This window comes from Micromonospora sp. WMMD1076 (assembly GCF_029581475.1).
Lineage (GTDB): Bacteria > Actinomycetota > Actinomycetes > Mycobacteriales > Micromonosporaceae > Micromonospora > Micromonospora aurantiaca.
This window is the reverse complement of the sequence record NZ_CP120862.1, coordinates 833,405-850,825: the sequence shown is the minus strand read 5'-3', so window position 1 is coordinate 850,825 and position 17,421 is coordinate 833,405. Positions and strand designations below refer to the sequence as shown.

The 17,421-nt window shown below is 72.2% G+C and carries 13 protein-coding genes; 4 read left to right on the top strand and 9 right to left on the bottom strand.

The window, feature by feature from the left end; translation table 11 throughout:
• Positions 1–1,186 precede the first annotated feature (1,186 nt).
• The gene (locus O7622_RS04185; RefSeq protein ID WP_282311937.1) at positions 1,187–2,056 is read left to right on the top strand and encodes a hypothetical protein; all 870 of its coding nucleotides are present in this window, start codon (positions 1,187–1,189) and stop codon (positions 2,054–2,056) included.
• A gap of 2 nt (positions 2,057–2,058) precedes the next feature.
• On the opposite strand, the gene O7622_RS04180 is transcribed toward O7622_RS04185, so the two are convergent.
• Together O7622_RS04180 and O7622_RS04175 are read right to left on the bottom strand one after the other, a co-directional pair.
• Positions 2,059–3,057 (bottom strand): D-alanine--D-alanine ligase, encoded by a 999-nt coding sequence (locus O7622_RS04180; protein ID WP_282311936.1) that lies wholly within the window; start codon positions 3,055–3,057, stop codon positions 2,059–2,061.
• A gap of 7 nt (positions 3,058–3,064) precedes the next feature.
• The gene (locus tag O7622_RS04175) at positions 3,065–4,378 is read right to left on the bottom strand and encodes a PLP-dependent aminotransferase family protein (protein WP_282311935.1); all 1,314 of its coding nucleotides are present in this window, start codon (positions 4,376–4,378) and stop codon (positions 3,065–3,067) included.
• Positions 4,379–4,661: 283 nt separating this feature from the next.
• On the opposite strand from O7622_RS04175, the gene O7622_RS04170 reads away from it, so the two are divergent.
• Positions 4,662–5,327 (top strand): GNAT family N-acetyltransferase, encoded by a 666-nt coding sequence (locus tag O7622_RS04170; protein ID WP_282311934.1) that lies wholly within the window; start codon positions 4,662–4,664, stop codon positions 5,325–5,327.
• Positions 5,328–5,335: 8 nt separating this feature from the next.
• On the opposite strand, the gene O7622_RS04165 is transcribed toward O7622_RS04170, so the two are convergent.
• The 7 genes from O7622_RS04165 to murJ form a co-directional block, all read right to left on the bottom strand.
• The gene (locus O7622_RS04165; protein ID WP_282311933.1) at positions 5,336–6,496 is read right to left on the bottom strand and encodes an N-acetylmuramoyl-L-alanine amidase; all 1,161 of its coding nucleotides are present in this window, start codon (positions 6,494–6,496) and stop codon (positions 5,336–5,338) included.
• A 163-nt stretch (positions 6,497–6,659) separates the two neighbouring features.
• Positions 6,660–6,983 carry a thioredoxin gene (trxA, locus tag O7622_RS04160; RefSeq protein ID WP_282311932.1) on the bottom strand — a complete coding sequence of 108 codons (324 nt, stop codon included), beginning with the start codon at positions 6,981–6,983 and terminating at the stop codon, positions 6,660–6,662.
• Positions 6,984–7,021: 38 nt separating this feature from the next.
• A complete protein-coding gene (gene trxB, locus O7622_RS04155; protein ID WP_030269547.1) occupies positions 7,022–7,975 on the bottom strand; it encodes a thioredoxin-disulfide reductase in 954 nt (317 codons plus the stop codon).
• A gap of 177 nt (positions 7,976–8,152) precedes the next feature.
• Complete coding sequence (locus O7622_RS04150; RefSeq protein WP_282311931.1) at positions 8,153–9,094, bottom strand: hypothetical protein; 942 nt, start codon at positions 9,092–9,094, stop codon at positions 8,153–8,155.
• Complete coding sequence (sigM, locus tag O7622_RS04145; protein WP_282311930.1) at positions 9,091–9,795, bottom strand: RNA polymerase sigma factor SigM; 705 nt, start codon at positions 9,793–9,795, stop codon at positions 9,091–9,093. Before sigM ends, O7622_RS04150 begins: the two co-directional genes overlap by 4 nt.
• A gap of 43 nt (positions 9,796–9,838) precedes the next feature.
• Positions 9,839–11,449 (bottom strand): protein kinase family protein, encoded by a 1,611-nt coding sequence (locus O7622_RS04140; protein ID WP_282311929.1) that lies wholly within the window; start codon positions 11,447–11,449, stop codon positions 9,839–9,841.
• Positions 11,450–11,858: 409 nt separating this feature from the next.
• The gene (gene murJ / locus O7622_RS04135; protein WP_282311928.1) at positions 11,859–13,607 is read right to left on the bottom strand and encodes a murein biosynthesis integral membrane protein MurJ; all 1,749 of its coding nucleotides are present in this window, start codon (positions 13,605–13,607) and stop codon (positions 11,859–11,861) included.
• Positions 13,608–13,739: 132 nt separating this feature from the next.
• Between murJ and O7622_RS04130 the strand changes: the two genes are divergently transcribed.
• On the top strand, positions 13,740–15,200 hold the full coding sequence (locus tag O7622_RS04130; protein WP_282311927.1) for a CCA tRNA nucleotidyltransferase: 1,461 nt from the start codon (positions 13,740–13,742) through the stop codon (positions 15,198–15,200).
• 175 nt (positions 15,201–15,375) lie between these two features.
• Positions 15,376–17,412, top strand: coding sequence for a S8 family serine peptidase (locus tag O7622_RS04125; protein WP_282311926.1), 2,037 nt, complete (start codon positions 15,376–15,378; stop codon positions 17,410–17,412).
• Positions 17,413–17,421: the final 9 nt, after the last annotated feature.

Here is a 17,421-nt window from a genome sequence, read left to right as displayed (position 1 = left end):
CGGTCCGTAGCGAGGGGAATCTGTGGTTCGGAGGCTGGCCTCAGCGGTGGGAGCCGATACCGGCTGGTCCGTAGCGATGGAGCGGTCGGCCCGGGCAGTGTCGGAATTCGTCCCTTGATGGCTGGCTCGTTCCGGCCGCCCGGCCGCCCGGCCGCCCGGCCGCCCGGTCGCCGGCCACGGACTCACCGCGAGCCGACTCTGAGGCGGAAGAACCACCTGAGTCTGGCGTGAGGAGTCCGGACCAACGCAACGGGCGAGTCGTGAGGCCGAACAGCTCAGTGGGCAGCCGAACGGCACTGGCCCCGGCTTCCGGATCGACGCGGCTGGTCCTGGCGCGTCGATCCGGCGCTACCCCGGGATGGGCGGTGGGACCGACTCACTGGGCCAGGTCGCGGTGAGCCCGGCCCACCCGGTCGTGTGAGCCGGAGGAACGGGCGCTGCCGGCGACCTCGACAGCGGGCTCGCCCGAGCCGTGCACGGCGGGCACCGAACCATCGAGCCGTGCACGGCGGGCACCGAACCATCGAGCCGTGCACGACGACTTGGACCATCGGCCCGGGCACGATGAGTCTTGTCGCCCACACGAGCGCGGTGAGACGGCGAGCCGTTTCACGTGAAACGGCAGCACCCACTTCCGTTCGCCGCAGAGCTACGCCGAGTACAAAGGATGACGCGTGGCGCTCGTCGGCATGACGGCTGAGCGGTAGTCCTCACTCGAATCCTCGCGGTCGATCCCTCAAGAACGCCACCGCCTCCGGCGCGGCGGGCCGCTTCTCGGCCCCTCAGCCGGTGCGCTCCCGATCACCCGCCCGTCTGTCGGCCAGTCCGACGAAGCAGTCTCCGGGAGACGGCCGCGCGCACCGAGCCCGGCGGCTCGCGTCGAGGAGAGCGGCGCCCCCGCCGTTTCACGTGAAACACGTACGAGAAGAAAGCCGTCGGCACCCGGTGCGGATCGGTCACCGGATCGTTGGAAGAACGGGTCCAGACACACCCCGAGTTATCCACAGCGGTTGTCCACAGGTCCTCCCCGTTTCACGTGAAACGAAGCGAGGAAACCCTTGCTGAGCAGTGCATGACGCGCTGTGCTGGTGATCTCGGCAGCCTGTGGACAACGCGGTGGACAACCGGTGTGCGGCCAGTGGAACAGGTAGGGACAGGCGTCGCCAACTCGGTTAGGGTCAGCGTCGTGCCGGACACCCCTCCCTCAGTTCCCGACTTCACCCAGTGGCCGTCCTTCCCCTTCGAGGGCGATCTCCGCGTCAAGCAACTCGACGAGCCCGTACCGTTCGAACCTCCCCGCCGCGGCGAGGCGGACCGGGAGTGCACCGCCTGCAACGCGCCCGACGAGGCGTACATCTGGGTCGGTGAGCGGTGGCGCGTCCGCGCCATGGACCGGCCCACCGGCCTGCCGATGGTCCTGATCCTGGAGTCCCGTTCCCACCTGGATCTGGGCGACCTGCCGAACCTGCTCGCCGCCGAGCTGGGCGTGATGACCGTCCGCCTGGAGCGGGCCGTCCGCTCGCTCGACGGGGTGGCCCGCGTGCATGTGAACCGGTGGGGCGACGGGTCGGCGCACCTGCACCTGTGGTTCCTGGCCCGGCCGTACGGGCGACTGCAACTGCGGGGCACGTTCCTGTCGCTGTGGGACTCGATCCTGCCGCCGATCTCCGAGGAGAAGTGGCGGGAGAATCTGGCCATGGTGGCCGCGTGGCTCGCCGAGTTCGGCGGCCGTCCGTTGGCCGAGCCGCCGCGCATCCACTGGCAGGCACCGTCGAGTCTCTCCCCGACCTCGCCCGCGAACGCCGCTGAGGAGCCCGAGGACGAGGCCGTGTCGGTGATCGAGGCAGCGGACGAGATTCCCGAGTCCGACGCGGCAGCGGACCTCTCAGACCCCTCGGCGGGCCCGTCGGAGCCCGACCCGGCACCGCGGACCGGCCCGGCGCCGGAAAACGCCGGGGACAGCGCGCCGAGCAGCGTCCCGGACAGTGAAGACGAGGACGAGGACGAGGCCGGGCCGGACGACCGGCCGGACGCAGCGCGTACCCGGGAGGGCTGAGGTCAGCGACGCCGTGCGGCGGCCCGGGTCACGAGTGCGCCGAGGACCCGGCCGAAGTCCAGCCCGGCCGCCTGGATCGCCAGCGGCAGGAGCGACGTCTCGGTCATGCCCGGGGAGACGTTGACCTCCAGCACGTGCGGGACGCCGCCGGCGTCGACGATCAGGTCGACCCGGGACACGTCGCGCAGGCCGAGCGCGGTGTGCGCGGCGAGCGCCACCTCGGTCACCCGGGCGGTCGTCGCGGCGTCGAGCCGGGCCGGCGCGTGCCAGGTGGTACGCCCCGCGGTGTAGCGGGCCGCGTAGTCGTAGACGCCGTTGCGCGGCACGATCTCGACCGGGGGCAGGGCCTGCGGCCCCTTGCCGAGGTCGAGCACGGAGACCGCCACGTCCATCCCGGGGACGTAGCGCTCCACGAGCGCGGTCTGGTCGTACGCGAAACAACCCACCATCGCGGCCGGCAGCGACGCCGCCTCCCGGACCACGGCGGCGCCCAGTCCGGAACCGCCCTGCGCCGGCTTGACCATCAGCGGCAGCCCGAGACGGTCGACGATCCGGTCCAGGACGGCCACCGCCCCCAGCTCGGAGAAACGGTCGTGCGGCAGCGCCACCCAGTCGGGTGTGGGGATACCCGCCTCGCGCAGCACCGCCTTGGCGGACGGCTTGTCCCAGGCGAGGCGCGACGACCGGGCGTCACAGCCGACGTAGGGCACGTCCCAGAGGTCGAGTACGCCGCGCAGCGAGCCGTCCTCGCCGGTGGCGCCGTGCAGGGCGATCACCACGGCGTCCGGCGGGTCGGCGGTCAGGGCGGGCAGCAACGCCACGTCGGCGTCGCGCAGTTCCGCGTCGACGCCGACGGCGCGTAGCGCGTCGAGCACCCGGCGGCCCGACCGCAGTGAGACGTCCCGCTCGTAGGAGAGGCCGCCCGCGAGCACGAGAACGTGCAGCTCGTCGTCGGCGGCGGATCCGGTCACGGGAGGCGGTGCGGCGGGGCTGTCGGACATGCGGGCATCATGCCAAGTCGGGACCGGGCGCGTCCGAGCCGCCCTGGCGACGGCGGGGTCCGGCGCCGCCCACCGCGCCGAACACCTTGCGCATCGCGATCTCCTGCTCCATCACCCCGGCGAGCCGGCGGACGCCTTCGCGGATCCGCTCCGGCGTCGGGAAGGAGAAGTTGAGCCGCATGTTCCCGGTGCCGGTGCCGTCGGCGTAGAAGCCGGTCCCCGGCACGTACGCGACGCGGGCGGCCACGGCGCGCGGCATCATCGCCTTGGAGTCGAGCCCGTCCGGCAGCGTCGCCCAGACGAACAGGCCGCCGCGCGGTGTGGTCCAGGTGGTGCCCTCCGGCATCAGGTCGGCCATCGCGTCGAGCAACGCGTCCCGGCGCTCGCGGTAGACCTCGCGGTAGACCTTGAGCTGCTGCCGCCAGGGCATGGTGCCGAGGTACGTCGAGACGGCCGACTGCGCGTAGGCGCTCGGGCACAGGATCTGCGCCTCGCTGGCGATGACCAGCTTGTCGCGGACCGCGTGCGGGGCCAGGATCCAGCCCACCCGCAGGCCCGGCGCGAACGTCTTGGAGAACGTGCTCAGGTAGAAGACCCCGTCGCGCCGCCGGGCCCGCATCGGCCTGGGCGCCTCGCCTTCGAAACCGAGCTGACCGTACGGGTCGTCCTCCACCACGAGCAGCCCGGCGCGCTCGCAGATGTCGAGCACCCGTTCGCGCCGCTCCTCGCTCAGCGTCACACCGGCGGGGTTCTGGTAGGTGGGGATGGTGTAGAGGAACTTCACCCGCCGGCCGGCCCGGGCCAGGTCGGCGATGGCCACCTCCAGCGCCTCCGGGATGAGCCCCTCGTCGTCCATCGGCACGTGGGCCACCTGGGCCTGGGCGGCCTGGAACACCCCGAGCGCGCCGACGTACGTCGGGCCCTCGGCGAGCACCACGTCACCCGGGTCCAGGAAGAGGCGGGCCACCAGGTCGAGGGCCTGCTGGCCGCCGACCGTCACCACCACGTCCTCCGGTGAGGCGCCGCAGGAGGCGTCGATCCCGGACAGGGACATCACCTCGCAGATCCGCTCGCGCAGCTCGGGGGTGCCCTGGCCGATGCCGTACTGGAGGGTGGTGGCGCCGTGGTCGGAGCCGAGCCGGCCGAGCATCTCGCCGACCGCGTCGAGCGGCAGCGCCGCGATGTAGGGGGCCCCACCGGCGAGCGAGACGACCTCCGGCCGGCTGGCCACCGCGAAGAGTGCCCGGATCTCCGAGGCGGTCATTCCGCGGACGCGCCGGGCGTACCGGTCGGTGTAGTCGTCGAGCGTCGTGCCGGTCATGGACATCACCTCGATCGGGTGTCGGCGGGGCTGCCGCCCGGTGTGGTACCCGCGATGCCGACATCCATTGGCGGCGGGGGGCCGGTTGGTCGATCGTAGTCCCCGGTGACGGTCGCGGCACCGGCCGTGTGGACACGTCCACATCCCGGACCCGCCGTCGGCCGTCCGGGCGGGGGTTCGTCCGTTCATTCCCGCACCGCCGGACGGGGGCGTACGATCGCTCGTCGGGAGCAGGAGGGCGCGGGACTCACCGGCGCTCCGAGCCTAGTGGTGGGGTGCGCTCATGTCGCGACGTCTGGTCAGCCTGACCCTGGACACGCTGGAGGACCTGCCTCGATCCTGCCGGAGCTGCGTCTACTGGGAGCTGGATCCGGTCTCCGCCGAGCGGGCCTGCGCGGCAGGCGACCCGGGTCTGGAGAAGGAGGCGTGGGTCTCCCAGACGCTGCTGGAGTGGGGCTCCTGCGGCAAGCTCGTCTACGTCGACGGCATGCCGGCCGGTTTCGTCATGTACGCCCCACCGGCGTACGTTCCGCGCTCGATGGCGTTTCCCACCTCGCCGGTCTCGGCGGACGCGGCGCTGCTGATGACGGCGCACGTGGTGCCCGCCTTCGCCGACGGCGGCCTGGGCCGGATCCTGGTGCAGGGCGTGGCCCGCGACCTGACCAAGCGCGGCATCAAGGCGATCGAGGCGTTCGGCGACGCCAAGTTCGGCGACGACGCGGACGACCCGGCCCGCGCGTGCGTGGCACCCGCCGACTTCTTCCTCTCGGTGGGCTTCAAGACGGTCCGGCCGCACCCGCGCTACCCCCGGCTGCGGCTGGAGCTGCGGACGGCGCTGAGCTGGAAGTCGGACGTCGAGTACGCGCTGGAGAAGCTGCTCGGCTCGATGAGCCCGGAGACGCTGCTGCGGCCGGTCCGCCCGGCGCCCGCCACCCGCTCGACAAGCTGAGTCGCGGCTCAGTCGACGACGGTGCCGGCGGCCACGATCGCCCGCAGTTCGCTCACGTCGATCGAGCCGGTCGGCACGTCCCGCTCGATCGGCAGGTACATCCGCTGCACGCCGGCCACGATGGCCTCGACCACCAGGTCCCGGAAGCGTGGGTCGACGAGCCGCGCCCGGTCGTCCGGTGAGGTGAGGTAGCCGACCTCGACGCGTACCGCCGGCATCCGGGTGAGCCGGAGCAGTTCCCAGGCCTTGGCGTGGGTACGGCAGTCGCGCAGCCCGGTGCGGGCCACGATCTCCCGCTGCACGAGCCCGGCCAGGCGCTCGCCGGTCGCCGACGTGACGCCGTTGTCGGTGCCGTAGTGGTAGGTGGCCACGCCCTCGGCCTCCGGGTTGGCGTGCCCGTCGGTGTGCAGCGAGATGAACACGTCGGCGCCGAGGGAGTTGGCGAGCTGGGCCCGGTCCGCGTCCGGCAGGCAGTCGCCGGGCGACGGGCCCCGGGTGAGCTGCACCCGTACGCCGGCGGCGGCGAGCCGCCCCTCCAGCCGGCTGGCGAGGTCGTGCGCGAGGTCCGCCTCGCTCCAGCGCAGCGTGCCGTCGGGCACCACCACGCCCGGGTCGGTGCCGCCGTGCCCCGGGTCGATCACCACGGTCCGCCCGACGAGCGCCGGACCGGCCTGCCGGATGGCGTCGGACTCGCGCAGCCACTGCGGGCGCCCGCCGACCACCTTGCGGCCGAGGCGGCGCAGCGCGTTGACGGTGTGCGGCCCGCACGAGCCGTCCGGTTTCAGGCGCATCTCCCGCTGGAACTGCGCCACCGCACGGGAGGTGCGGATGCCGTAGATGGCATCGGCGCGGCCCACGTCGTACCCCATCTCCAGCAGGCGTTCCTGGAGCGAGCGGACGTCCTCGCCGGTCAGCGGCTCGGGTACGGCGTGGTAGAGCGCGCGGGCGCCGAACCGCCAGCGGGCCGCGTCGAGCGCCCGCCACGTCTCGGCACCGACCCGCCCGTCGACGCTGAGGCCGCGGGACTGCTGGAAGGCCCGTACCGCGCGTTCGGTCTGGGCGTCGTAGTCGTCGCCCGCGGCCTCGGCGGGGAGAAGTTCCAGGCCGGCGAGGACGGTACGGATCTCGGCCACCGCCGGTCCCTGGTCACCGGGTCGGATCGGACGCACGACGACCCCCTCTGCACGGACGTTGGCGGACCGGAACTCCGACGGATGCTTACGGAGCGTACCGTGGCCGATACCCGACGGGTTCGCGTTCATGCAGGTCGGAAAAGCCGGAACCCCCGCCACCGGGACGCGGTGACGGGGGTTCCGGCGGTGTCGGTACGGCTCAGAGCGCCGACTCGATGAGCTTGACCAGCTCACCCTTCGGCTTGGCGCCGGCGATGGACTGCACCGGCTGGCCGTTCTTGAAGATGGTCAGCGTCGGCACCGACATGACCCGGTAGGTGCGAGCCGTCTCCGGGTTCTCGTCGATGTTGAGCTTGACGATGGTGACCTGGTCCTTCATCTCGCCGGCGATCTCCTCCAGCAGCGGCGAGACCTTGCGGCAGGGGCCGCACCACTCCGCCCAGAAGTCGACCAGCACCGGCTTGTCGGACTGCAGCACGTCACTGACGAAGCTGGCGTCCGTGACCGCCTTGGTTGCTCCCACTATGAACTCTCCTCCTCCGAACCTTGCTCGTGGAACTCTCAGCCCTGGATGGTGGCGATGAACCGCTCGGCGTCCAGCGCGGCGGCGCAGCCGGTGCCGGCCGCCGTGATGGCCTGCCGGTAGGTGTGGTCGACGAGGTCGCCCGCCGCGAACACACCGGGCACGCTGGTACGGGTGCTGGGGGCCTGCACCTTCACGTACCCCTCGTCGTCCAGCTCGACCTGACCGCGGAACAGCTCGCTGCGCGGGTCGTGCCCGATGGCCACGAACACGCCCGTGACGTCGAGCACCTTGCTCTCGCCGGTGTGCACGTTGCGCACCCGTACGCCGTTGACCTTGCCGTCGTCGCCGAGGATCTCCTCGACCACGGAGTTCCACTCGACCTTGATCTTCTCGTTCCCGAGCGCCCGGTCCGCCATGATCTTGCTGGCGCGGAACGAGTCGCGGCGGTGGATGATCGTCACCGACTCGGCGAAGCGGGTGAGGAAGCTCGCCTCCTCCATCGCCGAGTCGCCGCCGCCGACCACCACGATGTGCTGGTTGCGGAAGAAGAAGCCGTCACAGGTGGCGCAGGACGACACGCCGTGGCCGAGGTATTCCTGCTCGCCCGGCACACCCAGCGGACGCCAGGCCGAACCGGTGGAGAGGATGACGGCGTGGGCGCGGTACGCGGTCTCGCCCACCCACACCGTGCTCACCGCGTCGGAGCCGATCTCGCCGGTGTCCTTCAGCTCGACCCGCGTCACGTCGTCGGTGAGGAACTCGGCGCCGAAGCGCTCGGCCTGCTTGCGCATGTTGTCCATCAGCTCGGGGCCGAGGATGCCGTCCGCGAAGCCGGGGAAGTTCTCCACCTCGGTGGTGGTCATCAGCGCACCACCCGACTGCACGCCCTCGATCACCAGGGGCTTCAGGTTGGCGCGGGCGGCGTAGACCGCCGCCGTGTAGCCGGCCGGACCGGAGCCGATGATGATCAGGTTGCGGACCTCGTCCACTGCCGTCTCCCGATGTGTGTGTTCGTCACCGGCCGCACCGATGTCGATCCCGAGTGCCGACGGCTCTGGGGGCGCCGGCGCCTGACTTGCAGAACGTCATCGTACGAAGCGGGGATTCCCGAGCCGGTCATCCGGTGGGTCAGGTCACGTGGCGGGACAAGCGTCGTGACCGCGTTTTCACCCTACCCGCGTCCGGAACCGCGTGTCCGCGCCGGACCCGGGTACCCCGCACTCCGGCCCGCTCACCCAGCCCCAGCGGGCGCCGCCCGCGTCCGCGAACGTCACCACGAGCGCCGGTGCGCCCTGGAAGCGGGCGTAGTCGACCATGTCCACGGTGAGCGGCCCGGCACCGTGCTCGGCCCCGATCGCGGTGAGGCACGCGGTGAGCGTCTCCGGCCGGGTCAGCCGGTCCAGCCCGCCGAGGGCGCTGAGGCGCTGATCCTCGCGGAACAGGGGCGTCTCCGCGCCGTCCTTCGCCGCGCCGGACGGACCGGCCATGTCTCCCGGGATCGACTTCGTTCCGGCGGACGCCCGGCCACCGGCGAGGCGTTCCGGTGTCCAGTCGGTGCCGCTGCGCACTGCTGGTCCGGTGGTCCGGTACAGCGCGCCGGCCATCGGCGCCGCCTCCCGGGCCGCCTGGTCGGCCGTACCGCCGTCGCCCGGGTCGGCCATCCGGCCGACACCGAGCCCCACCGCGGCGACCGAGGCCGCGGCCAGCGCCACCGGCCCGGCGATGCGGGCCCAGCGCCGGGGACGTCGACCGGGGCCGCTGTGCCGGTCGGGACGGGGTGCCGTGCCGGGTGGCCGGCTCGCGCCGCCGGGCTGCGCCGGCACGAGCGGCGTACCGTCGCGCAGCGCGGGGCCGGCCCCGGCGAGCGCCGCGGTGATCCGGTCGGCCACCGCCTGCGGCATCTCCGGCGCGGGGGCCGCGGCCCAGCCGGCCAGGTCGGCGCCGACCAGGTCGACCGCGTCGGCGAGATTCTCGTACGCGGCACGCCACGTCGGGTCCTGCTCGACCAGCCGTGCCACCGTCGCCTGCTCGGGGGTGCCGTCCAGCGCCCCGCCGAGGTAGTCGGCGAGCAGGTCGTGGTCGACCTCGCTGAACTCCCGGGAAGTCACGGCTCCTCCTGGCTGACGGCCTGACGGGACGCTCCCGACGAGGATCCGACGCCCTCGGGGCGTCTGCGGTTCCCGGAGGTGAGCCGCGGCACGTCGGCGGCCGGGGCGTCACCGCCGGTCCGCAGGTGCCCGAGCAGCACGGCGAGGCGGGCCCGGCCTCTGGCGCACCGGCTCTTCACAGTGCCCTCGGCGACCCCGAGCATGGCGGCGACCTCGGCCACCGGGTAGCCCTGCACGTCGACCAGCACCAGCGCGGCCCGCTGCTCCGCGGGCAGCGCCGCGAGCGCCTGCCGGACCACCAGCGCGGTGTCGTGGTCGCGGGCCGGCGCGGCCGGTTCCGCACCACCGGTGTGCCGGCCCGGTTCGCCGTCGGTGTGCACGCCGTCGGGCAGCGGGACGGTGGCGTGGGCCTGCCGCCTCCGGATCCGGTCCAGGCAGGCGTTCACCACGATGCGGTGCAGCCAGGTGGTGACCGCCGAGTCGCCCCGAAACCGGGCTGCCGCGCGGTGCGCCGACAGCATGGCGTCCTGGAGGGCGTCGGCGGCCTCCTCGCGGTCGCCGATCGTCCGCAGCGCGACCGCCCAGAGGCGGTCCCGGTGCCGTTGGAACAGCTCGGTGAAGGCGTCCCGGTCGCCCGCCGCGTGTGCCCGGAGCAGTTCCAGGTCGGAGCGGCCGGGCTGCGCGCCGTCGTGTTCCGCCATCACCACATCCGGCGGAGGTGGCGTGGCAGGGACGGCGGCCGGGTCACGAGCCCTGGACCACGATCTCCTGGACGCCGAGCTTCCAGCTGTTGCCGCTGTCCTTCGCCGGCAGCTTGGTGATCCAGAACAGCAGGTACTGGTACTTCTGGTCCGGCTCGAAGGCGTTGAAGATCATCTTGGTGCCGCCGTCCTCGTTCGCCGGCCCGATCAGTGTCGAGTAGGCGTTGACGAGCTGCTTGTCGCCGGAGGAGCTGGACGGGAAGTCGCCTCGGGCGCCGGTACGCAGCTCCACGGTGGCACCGGTGGCCGAAAGCGTCGCCTCCAGCTGCTTGACCGTGTGCGGGGCGCCCAGGTCGATCCAGACACCCATGCCCTTCTTGAGGCCGCCGAACTTGCCGTTGTTGCGGTAGCTGTTGGTCTCCCAGCCCTCGTCGTCGTTTCCGTCGATCACCTTCTCGGCGTTGCGCACCTCGGCGCGGTCGCCGTCCGGGTCGATGATCCGTACGTCCTGGATGGTGAGCTTGCGGACCTGCGCGGCGGGCTCGGCGCCGCCCCCGGTGGCCGGCGCGCTGTTCGACGGCTGGGCGACCGGCTCCTTGTCGCCGTCGTCGCCACCACCGAGCGCGTTGATGCCGATGAGCAGCCCGACCAGGGCGACCGCCAGCAGGCCGGCGATGCCGATGGCGACCTTGCGACCGCCGGCCGCGGCCAGCGGTGAGGGTTCCTCGCCGGGCTCGGCGGTGAAACGCAGCGGGCCGGCCTGCTCCAGGAACTGCTCGTCGGCGGGGATGTCGAGCCGGCTCAGCTCGGCGGCCAGCACGTCCGACGACGGCGCGGGGATCTCCGGGTCGAGCAGGTCCATGGTGAGGTCGTCGAGGTAGGCCGGCACACCGGCGCGCATCTGCCGGGGCGCGGCGATGGCGCCGCCCGCGTCCCGGACGGCGTCCGGCAGGGCGGCGCGGCCGTGCCCGGCGGTGGCGCCGTGCAGCGGAGCCTCGCCGTGCGGCCAGTGCCCGGTCAGGGCGAAGTAGAGCACCCCGCCGACCGCGCGCAGGTCGTTCTCCTGGCTGTCCGCGCCGTCGGTACGCGCGTCGGCGAGCACCACGCGGCCGTCGTCGCTGATCATGACGGTGCCGGGGTGGAGGTTGCCGTGCACCATGCCGGTGGCGTGCACGGCGGCGAGGGCGCTCGCGACGGCGTTGCCGATCGCGGTGGCCCGGACCGGGTCCAGCGGCCCGTCGGCGGCGACCAGTTCGCGCAGCGACTGCCCGTCGACCCACTCGCGGACCACGTAGGCCCGGTCGTCCTCGTCGATCGCGTCGTAGACGCCGACCAGGTTCGGGTGGATGACGCGGCTCGCGGCGACCGCCGCCTGAAGCATCTCGGTGGCGGAGTCGCCACCCGGGTAGCGGAGGACCACGGCGACGGGACGGCGGAGCACCACGTCGACACCGCGCCAGACCAGCCGGCCCGCGCTGTCGTTGTTGATGTGCTCGACCAGTTCGTACCGCTCCGCGAGCAGCTCACCGACAGTGGGAGCACCGAAGGTCACGACCGCAGGAGAGGTCTCCTCCGCTTCCTGACCCTCGCCGACCTGGGTCACCCGTCCTCCCTCGGTGATCGCGTCGATCGATGGACCCGTGCTGCTGGGCATGTGGCTTCCCGCTCTGCCTTCGGTGGAACGGCCGCGGTGTCGACACCCGCGTCGATCCCGGTCGTACCCGTCGAGAGCGACCTTACCCGGGATGCCCGGTTCTCCGACATGTCATCTTCCCGCTGTGACCGGCCGGAAGGCCAGTCGCCACGGGCCCCGGCCGGGTCGCCCGCCCACCCGGCGGGCGAGCCGGACACGCACCGCCAATCTAGAGGTTGGCGGCAACGAGGCGGCACAGGGGCGTACCGGAGTGGTGACGGGGAGGTTTTCCCCGCCCCGGCCTGCGCTCCCTCGTCCGTACGGTTGGTTGTCCACAGGCCGAGAGGCCCATTGGACGGCGGAATTCCAAGTTATCCACAGCCGTATCCCCAGCCTGGTGATCCTCGTTGACCGTCGGTCACCGAGGGGGTCAACGCCCGAGGCGCCGCCGGACCATCCCGACCACCTCGGTGATCTCGCCGATCCGCAGCACCATGGCGAGCCCGAGATAGGTCGCGCCGATCGCCGCGCCGCCGATCACCAGCTGGACCGCCGCGGTGAGCCAGCTCAGGCTCGCCGGGTCGCCGGGGAGCACGGCCACCACGAGCACGCCGACGAGCGCGGCGCCGAGCGCCGCCACGACCACCCGGCCGAGCGTCCGCATGATCCCGCCCAGCCCGATCCGGCCCACCCGGGGCCGCAGCAGCATCGCCGAGATGATCGCCGCCGCCAGGTACGACACGGCGTTGCCGAGCATCATCCCGGCGGCCGCGAACGTGTTCGAGAAGAGCAGGAACAGGCCGACCTGGAGCAGAACGCGCAGCGCCACCACCGGGATGTTGACCAGAGCCGGGGTACGGGTGTCCGGCAGCGCGTAGAACGCGAAGGTGAAGAGCTGGCTCACCGCGAACGGCACCAGGCCCAGCGCCGCCACGAGCAGCACGGTCGAGGTGGCCACCGCGTTGTCGCCGGTGAACGCGCCGTACCGGAAGACCACCACCGAGATCGGGGCGGCCAGCACCGCGTAGCAGACCGCGATGGGTGCGAGCACCGCGGTGACCATCCGGGTGCCCCGGGCCAGGTCGGCGGTGACGTCGTGGAACCGGTTCTCGGCCGCCGCCGCGCTCATCCGGGGCATCAGCGCCGTGATGATCGAGACCGCGATGATGCCGTGCGCCATCATCAGCAGCAGGAAGACGTTGTTGTAGATCAGCAGGCCGGCGTTCTCGCCGTCCCCGCCGGTGGCCCGGTTGAGCAGGTTGACCACCACGAAGAGGCCGAGCTGGTTGACCGCGACGTAGCAGAACATCCAGGCGCCGAGCCGGGCCAGCTCGCGCAGCCCCAGCTCGCGGAAGTCGAATCGTGCCTTCCACCGGAAGCCGACCTTGCGCAGCGCGGGCAGCAGTCCGATCGCCTGCACCGCCACGCCCAGCAGCGTGCCGCCGCCGACCAGCAGGATCCGGTCCCAGCCCACCTCACCGGGCCGCAGGCCGGTCGCGCCGAAGACGACGATGTACAGCCCGAACGTGCCGATGGAGACGAGGTTGTTGAGGATCGGCGCCCACATCGGGGCGGCGAAGTGCCCCCGGGTGTTCAGCACCGCGGCGATCAGCGCGCTGATGCCGGTGAAGAACAGCATCGGCAGCATCAGGTACGAGAGCCGGGTGACGAGCGTGGTGTACGCCGGGTCGTCGCCGCCGGCCGCGTACACGGCGGTCAGCACCGGAGCCAGCAGCACCGCGATCAGCGCGGTCGCTGCGAGCGCCAGCACCGCGAGGGTGAGCAGGCGCTGAGCGTACGCCTCGCCCCGGTCCGCGTCGATCTTGCGACGGCGGACCAGCACCGGAACCAGGACGCTCGTCAGCACGCCGCCGAGCAGGAACTCGTACACCTGGTTGGGCAGGAACTGGGCGGTGGTGAACGCGTCGCCGACCATGGTGCCGAGCGCGGCACCGATCATCAGGTTGCGGATGAAGCCCGTACCCCGGCTCACCAGGCTGCCGATGGCCATCACCGCGCTGTTCGCCGCGGCGCTGGTCTCGGCGACCACCTCCTGCGGCGGCGCGACCGCCTCGACGCCGGGCTGGTTCAGCGGCTCGGCGGAGATGAAGGTGGCGCCGTCGTCCGGCGGCAGGCCGCCGCCGTGCGCGTTCGCGCTGCGGTAGAGCCCGCCGCTCATCTGCCAGCCTCCAGGGGGTACGTGGCGACCGGGCCCGGCCGGCCCCGCTCAACCGGAACCTTAGTCAACCCGGGCCTGTTACCCGCGCCCGGCGCGGTCGATCCACCTCCGGCCCGATAGGCTGGCGATCCCATGTCCGAAGCCTCCGCCTCCCACGCCGCCGACCGCCGCGAACTGACCGCCGCTCAGCGCAACGCCGTCGCCGAACTGCTCCGAGTCTCACCGGTCGCCGACGAGCTGGGCCGGCGCTTCGCCCAGGCCGGTCACGAACTGCACCTGGTGGGCGGTTCCGTCCGCGACGCGCTGCTCGGGCGGCTCGGCAACGACCTCGACTTCTGCACCGACGCCCACCCGGACGAGACCATCAAGGTCATCCGCGGCTGGGCCGAGTCGATCTGGGAGACCGGACGCGAGTTCGGCACCATCGCCTGCCAGCGCGACGGCCTCAACCTGGAGATCACCACGTTCCGCGCGGAGGTCTACGACCAGGTCAGCCGCAACCCGGTGGTGCAGTACGGCACCAGCCTGACCGAAGACCTCAAGCGCCGCGACTTCACAGTCAACGCGATGGCGGTCAGTCTTCCCGACCACCGGTTCACCGACCCGTACGGCGGACTGGCCGATCTGGCCGCCAAGATCATTCGTACCCCGGGAACGCCGCAGGAGTCGTTCCGCGACGACCCGCTGCGGATGCTGCGCGCGGCCCGGTTCGCCGCCCAGCTCCGCTTCGCGGTCCACCCGGACGTCCGTGCGGCGATGACCGAGATGGCCGGCGACCTGGACCGGATCACCGCCGAGCGGATCCGGGACGAGTTCACCAAGCTCCTCTGCGGTGCCGACCCGATCACCGGGCTGCGCCTGCTCGTCGACACCGGGCTGGCCGAGCGCTTCCTGCCCGAGCTGACCGGGCTGAAGCTCACCATCGATGAGCACGCCCAGCACAAGGACGTCTACGAGCACACGCTCACGGTGGTCAGCAACGCCATGTCGATGGAGTCCGAGGGCTGCGACTTCGTGCTGCGGATGGCCGCGCTCATGCACGACGTCGGCAAGCCGGCCACCAAGGCGGTCGGCGGGGACGGCCGGGTGAGCTTCCACCACCACGAGGTGGTCGGTGCCCGGCTGACCAAGAACCGGATGAAGGCGCTGCGCTACTCCAAGGAGATCACCTCCCAGGTGGTCAAGCTGGTCGGGCTGCACCTGCGCTTCTACGGGTACGGCCGGGGCGAGTGGACCGACTCGGCGGTACGCCGGTACGTCACCGACGCCGGTGACCTGCTGTCCCGGCTGCACAAGCTGACCCGCTCCGACTGCACCACCCGCAACCGGCGCAAGGCCGCCCAGCTCGCAGCCGACTACGACGCGCTGGAGGAGCGGATCGCCCGGATCGCCGCCGAGGAGGACCTGGCCCGGGTCCGGCCCGACCTGGACGGCAACGCGATCATGGAGCTGCTCGGCGTACCGCCGGGGCCGGTGGTCGGCCGCGCCTGGCAGCACCTGAAGGAGCTGCGGCTGGAACGCGGGCCGCTGGACCGCGACGAGGCCGAGGCGGAGCTGCTGCGCTGGGCGCGCGACGAGGGCATCACCGGCTGAGACAGGCGCCGGGATCTGACGACGATACGCCAGCGTGTCGACCGAACGGTTGACCCGTTCCGGTCGATGCCTCCGGCATGATGAGTCCTCGCCAGCCACCGAATCGACAGATGTGGCTGTTCTGATTCATCCGCCCGTCCGATCCGGACGGTCGCCGGACACGGGGAGACAATTCGTGACACGTCGTGGCGGCTTGCGCCGCTCCGCGCTCGTGGGGCTCGCTCTCACCAGCGCCACCTCCATCCTCTGCGCCACCGTCGCCGGGCCGGCCCTCGCCGACCCGAAGCGACAGTCGGTCCGTGGCGCCGGCACGGCCGAGGCGGTGCCCGGCCGCTACATCGTGGTCCTCAAGAAGGGCAAGACCACCCCGGCCAAGGTGAAGTCCGCCGCGTCCGCGCTGGCCGGCGAGCACGGCGGCACCGTCCGCCGCGTCTTCGGCAAGGCGCTGAACGGCTACTCGGCCACCATGGACCCCCGGCAGGCCGCGCGGCTCGCCGCCGACCCGGACGTCGAGTACGTCCAGCAGGTCCAGCGCTGGAGCACCACCGGCACCCAGACCACCCCGCCGTGGGGCCTCGACCGCATCGACCAGCTCAAGACCCGGACCGACGGCAAGTACACCTACCCGTCGACCGGCGCCGGGGTGACCGCATACGTGATCGACACCGGCATCGACATCGACCACCAGGACTTCGGGGGGCGCGCCCGCAACGGCTACGACGCGGTCGAGCAGGACGACGTCGCGCAGGACTGCGACGGGCACGGCACGCACGTGGCGGGCACGATCGGCGGTACGACGTACGGCGTCGCGAAGGCCGTCGACCTGGTCGCCGTCCGGGTCCTCGACTGCTCCGGCCAGGGCGACACCGAGCAGGTGATCGCCGGCATCGAGTGGGTCACCACGAACGCCACCGGGCCGTCCGTGGCGAACATGAGCCTCGGCGTCGACCGCGTCGACCAAGCGGTGAACGACGCGGTCGCCCGCTCGATCGCCTCCGGCATCACCTACGCGGTCGCGGCCGGCAACAGCATGCAGGACGCCTGCGGCTCCTCGCCGGCGAGCGTGCCCGCCGCCATCACCGTCGGCGCCACCGACCGGGTCGACATGCGCGCCTGGTTCTCCAACTACGGCCGCTGTCTGGACCTGTTCGCCCCCGGCACCGGCGTCGTCTCGGCCAAGGCCGGCACCAGCGCCGGATCGGAGTCGATGAACGGCACCTCGATGGCGTCCCCGCACGTGGCGGGCGCCGCCGCGCTGCTGCTGGAGGAGCACCCGGGCTGGTCGCCGCAGCAGGTGCGCGACTCGGTCGTGACCACCGGCATCGGCGGCGCGGTGCACGACATCATGGGCTCCACCGACCGGCTCCTGCACATCGGCTCGGCCGTGACGGCCCGCGGCTCGTACGGGCTCAAGGCCCGGGTCAACGGCCGCTACGTCACCGCGGAGAGCGCCGGCGCGAAGCCGCTGATCGCCCGCGGCACCTCGATCGGCCCCTGGGAGAAGTACGACGTGGTCGACGCCGGCGGGGGCATGTTCGGCCTGCGGGCGCGGGTCACGAACAAGTTCGTCACGGCGGAGAGCGCCGGGGCGAAGCCGCTGATCGCCCGCTCGGCCACCATCGGCGCGTGGGAGAAGTTCCAGATCGTCGACAACACCGACGGCACGATCAGCCTGAAGGCGGCGATCAACGGCAAGTACGTCACCGCGCCGAGCGCCAGCTCCCCGCTGATCGCGAGCAAGACCGCGATCGGCACCGCCGAGAAGTTCGACTTCGACGCCCCGGCGCCCCTCGTGAGCATCAAGTCGGTGGCAAGTGGCAAGTTCGTGACGGCGGAGAGCGCCGGGACGAAGCCGCTGATCGCCCGCTCGGCGACCGTCGGCGCCTGGGAGAAGTACGAGCTGGTGAACGTCGGTGACGGCTTCGGCACCTTCGGCCTGAAGGCCCAGATCAACGGCAAGTTCGTCACGGCGGAGAGCGCCGGGGCGAAGCCGCTGATCGCCCGGGGCGCCTCGATCGGCGCGTGGGAGGGGATGTCGTTCCTCGACTACAACGCCGACGGCTCGGTCTACCTGTACGCGAACATCAACGAGAAGGCGGTCACCGCCGGCAGCGCCGGCACCAGCCAGCTCATCGCCAGCCGGACCATCGACTGGAACAGCCCGACCCTCGGCCTGGGCGCCGGCGAGAAGTTCGTCGTCGCCGTGCTCTGATCCGTACCA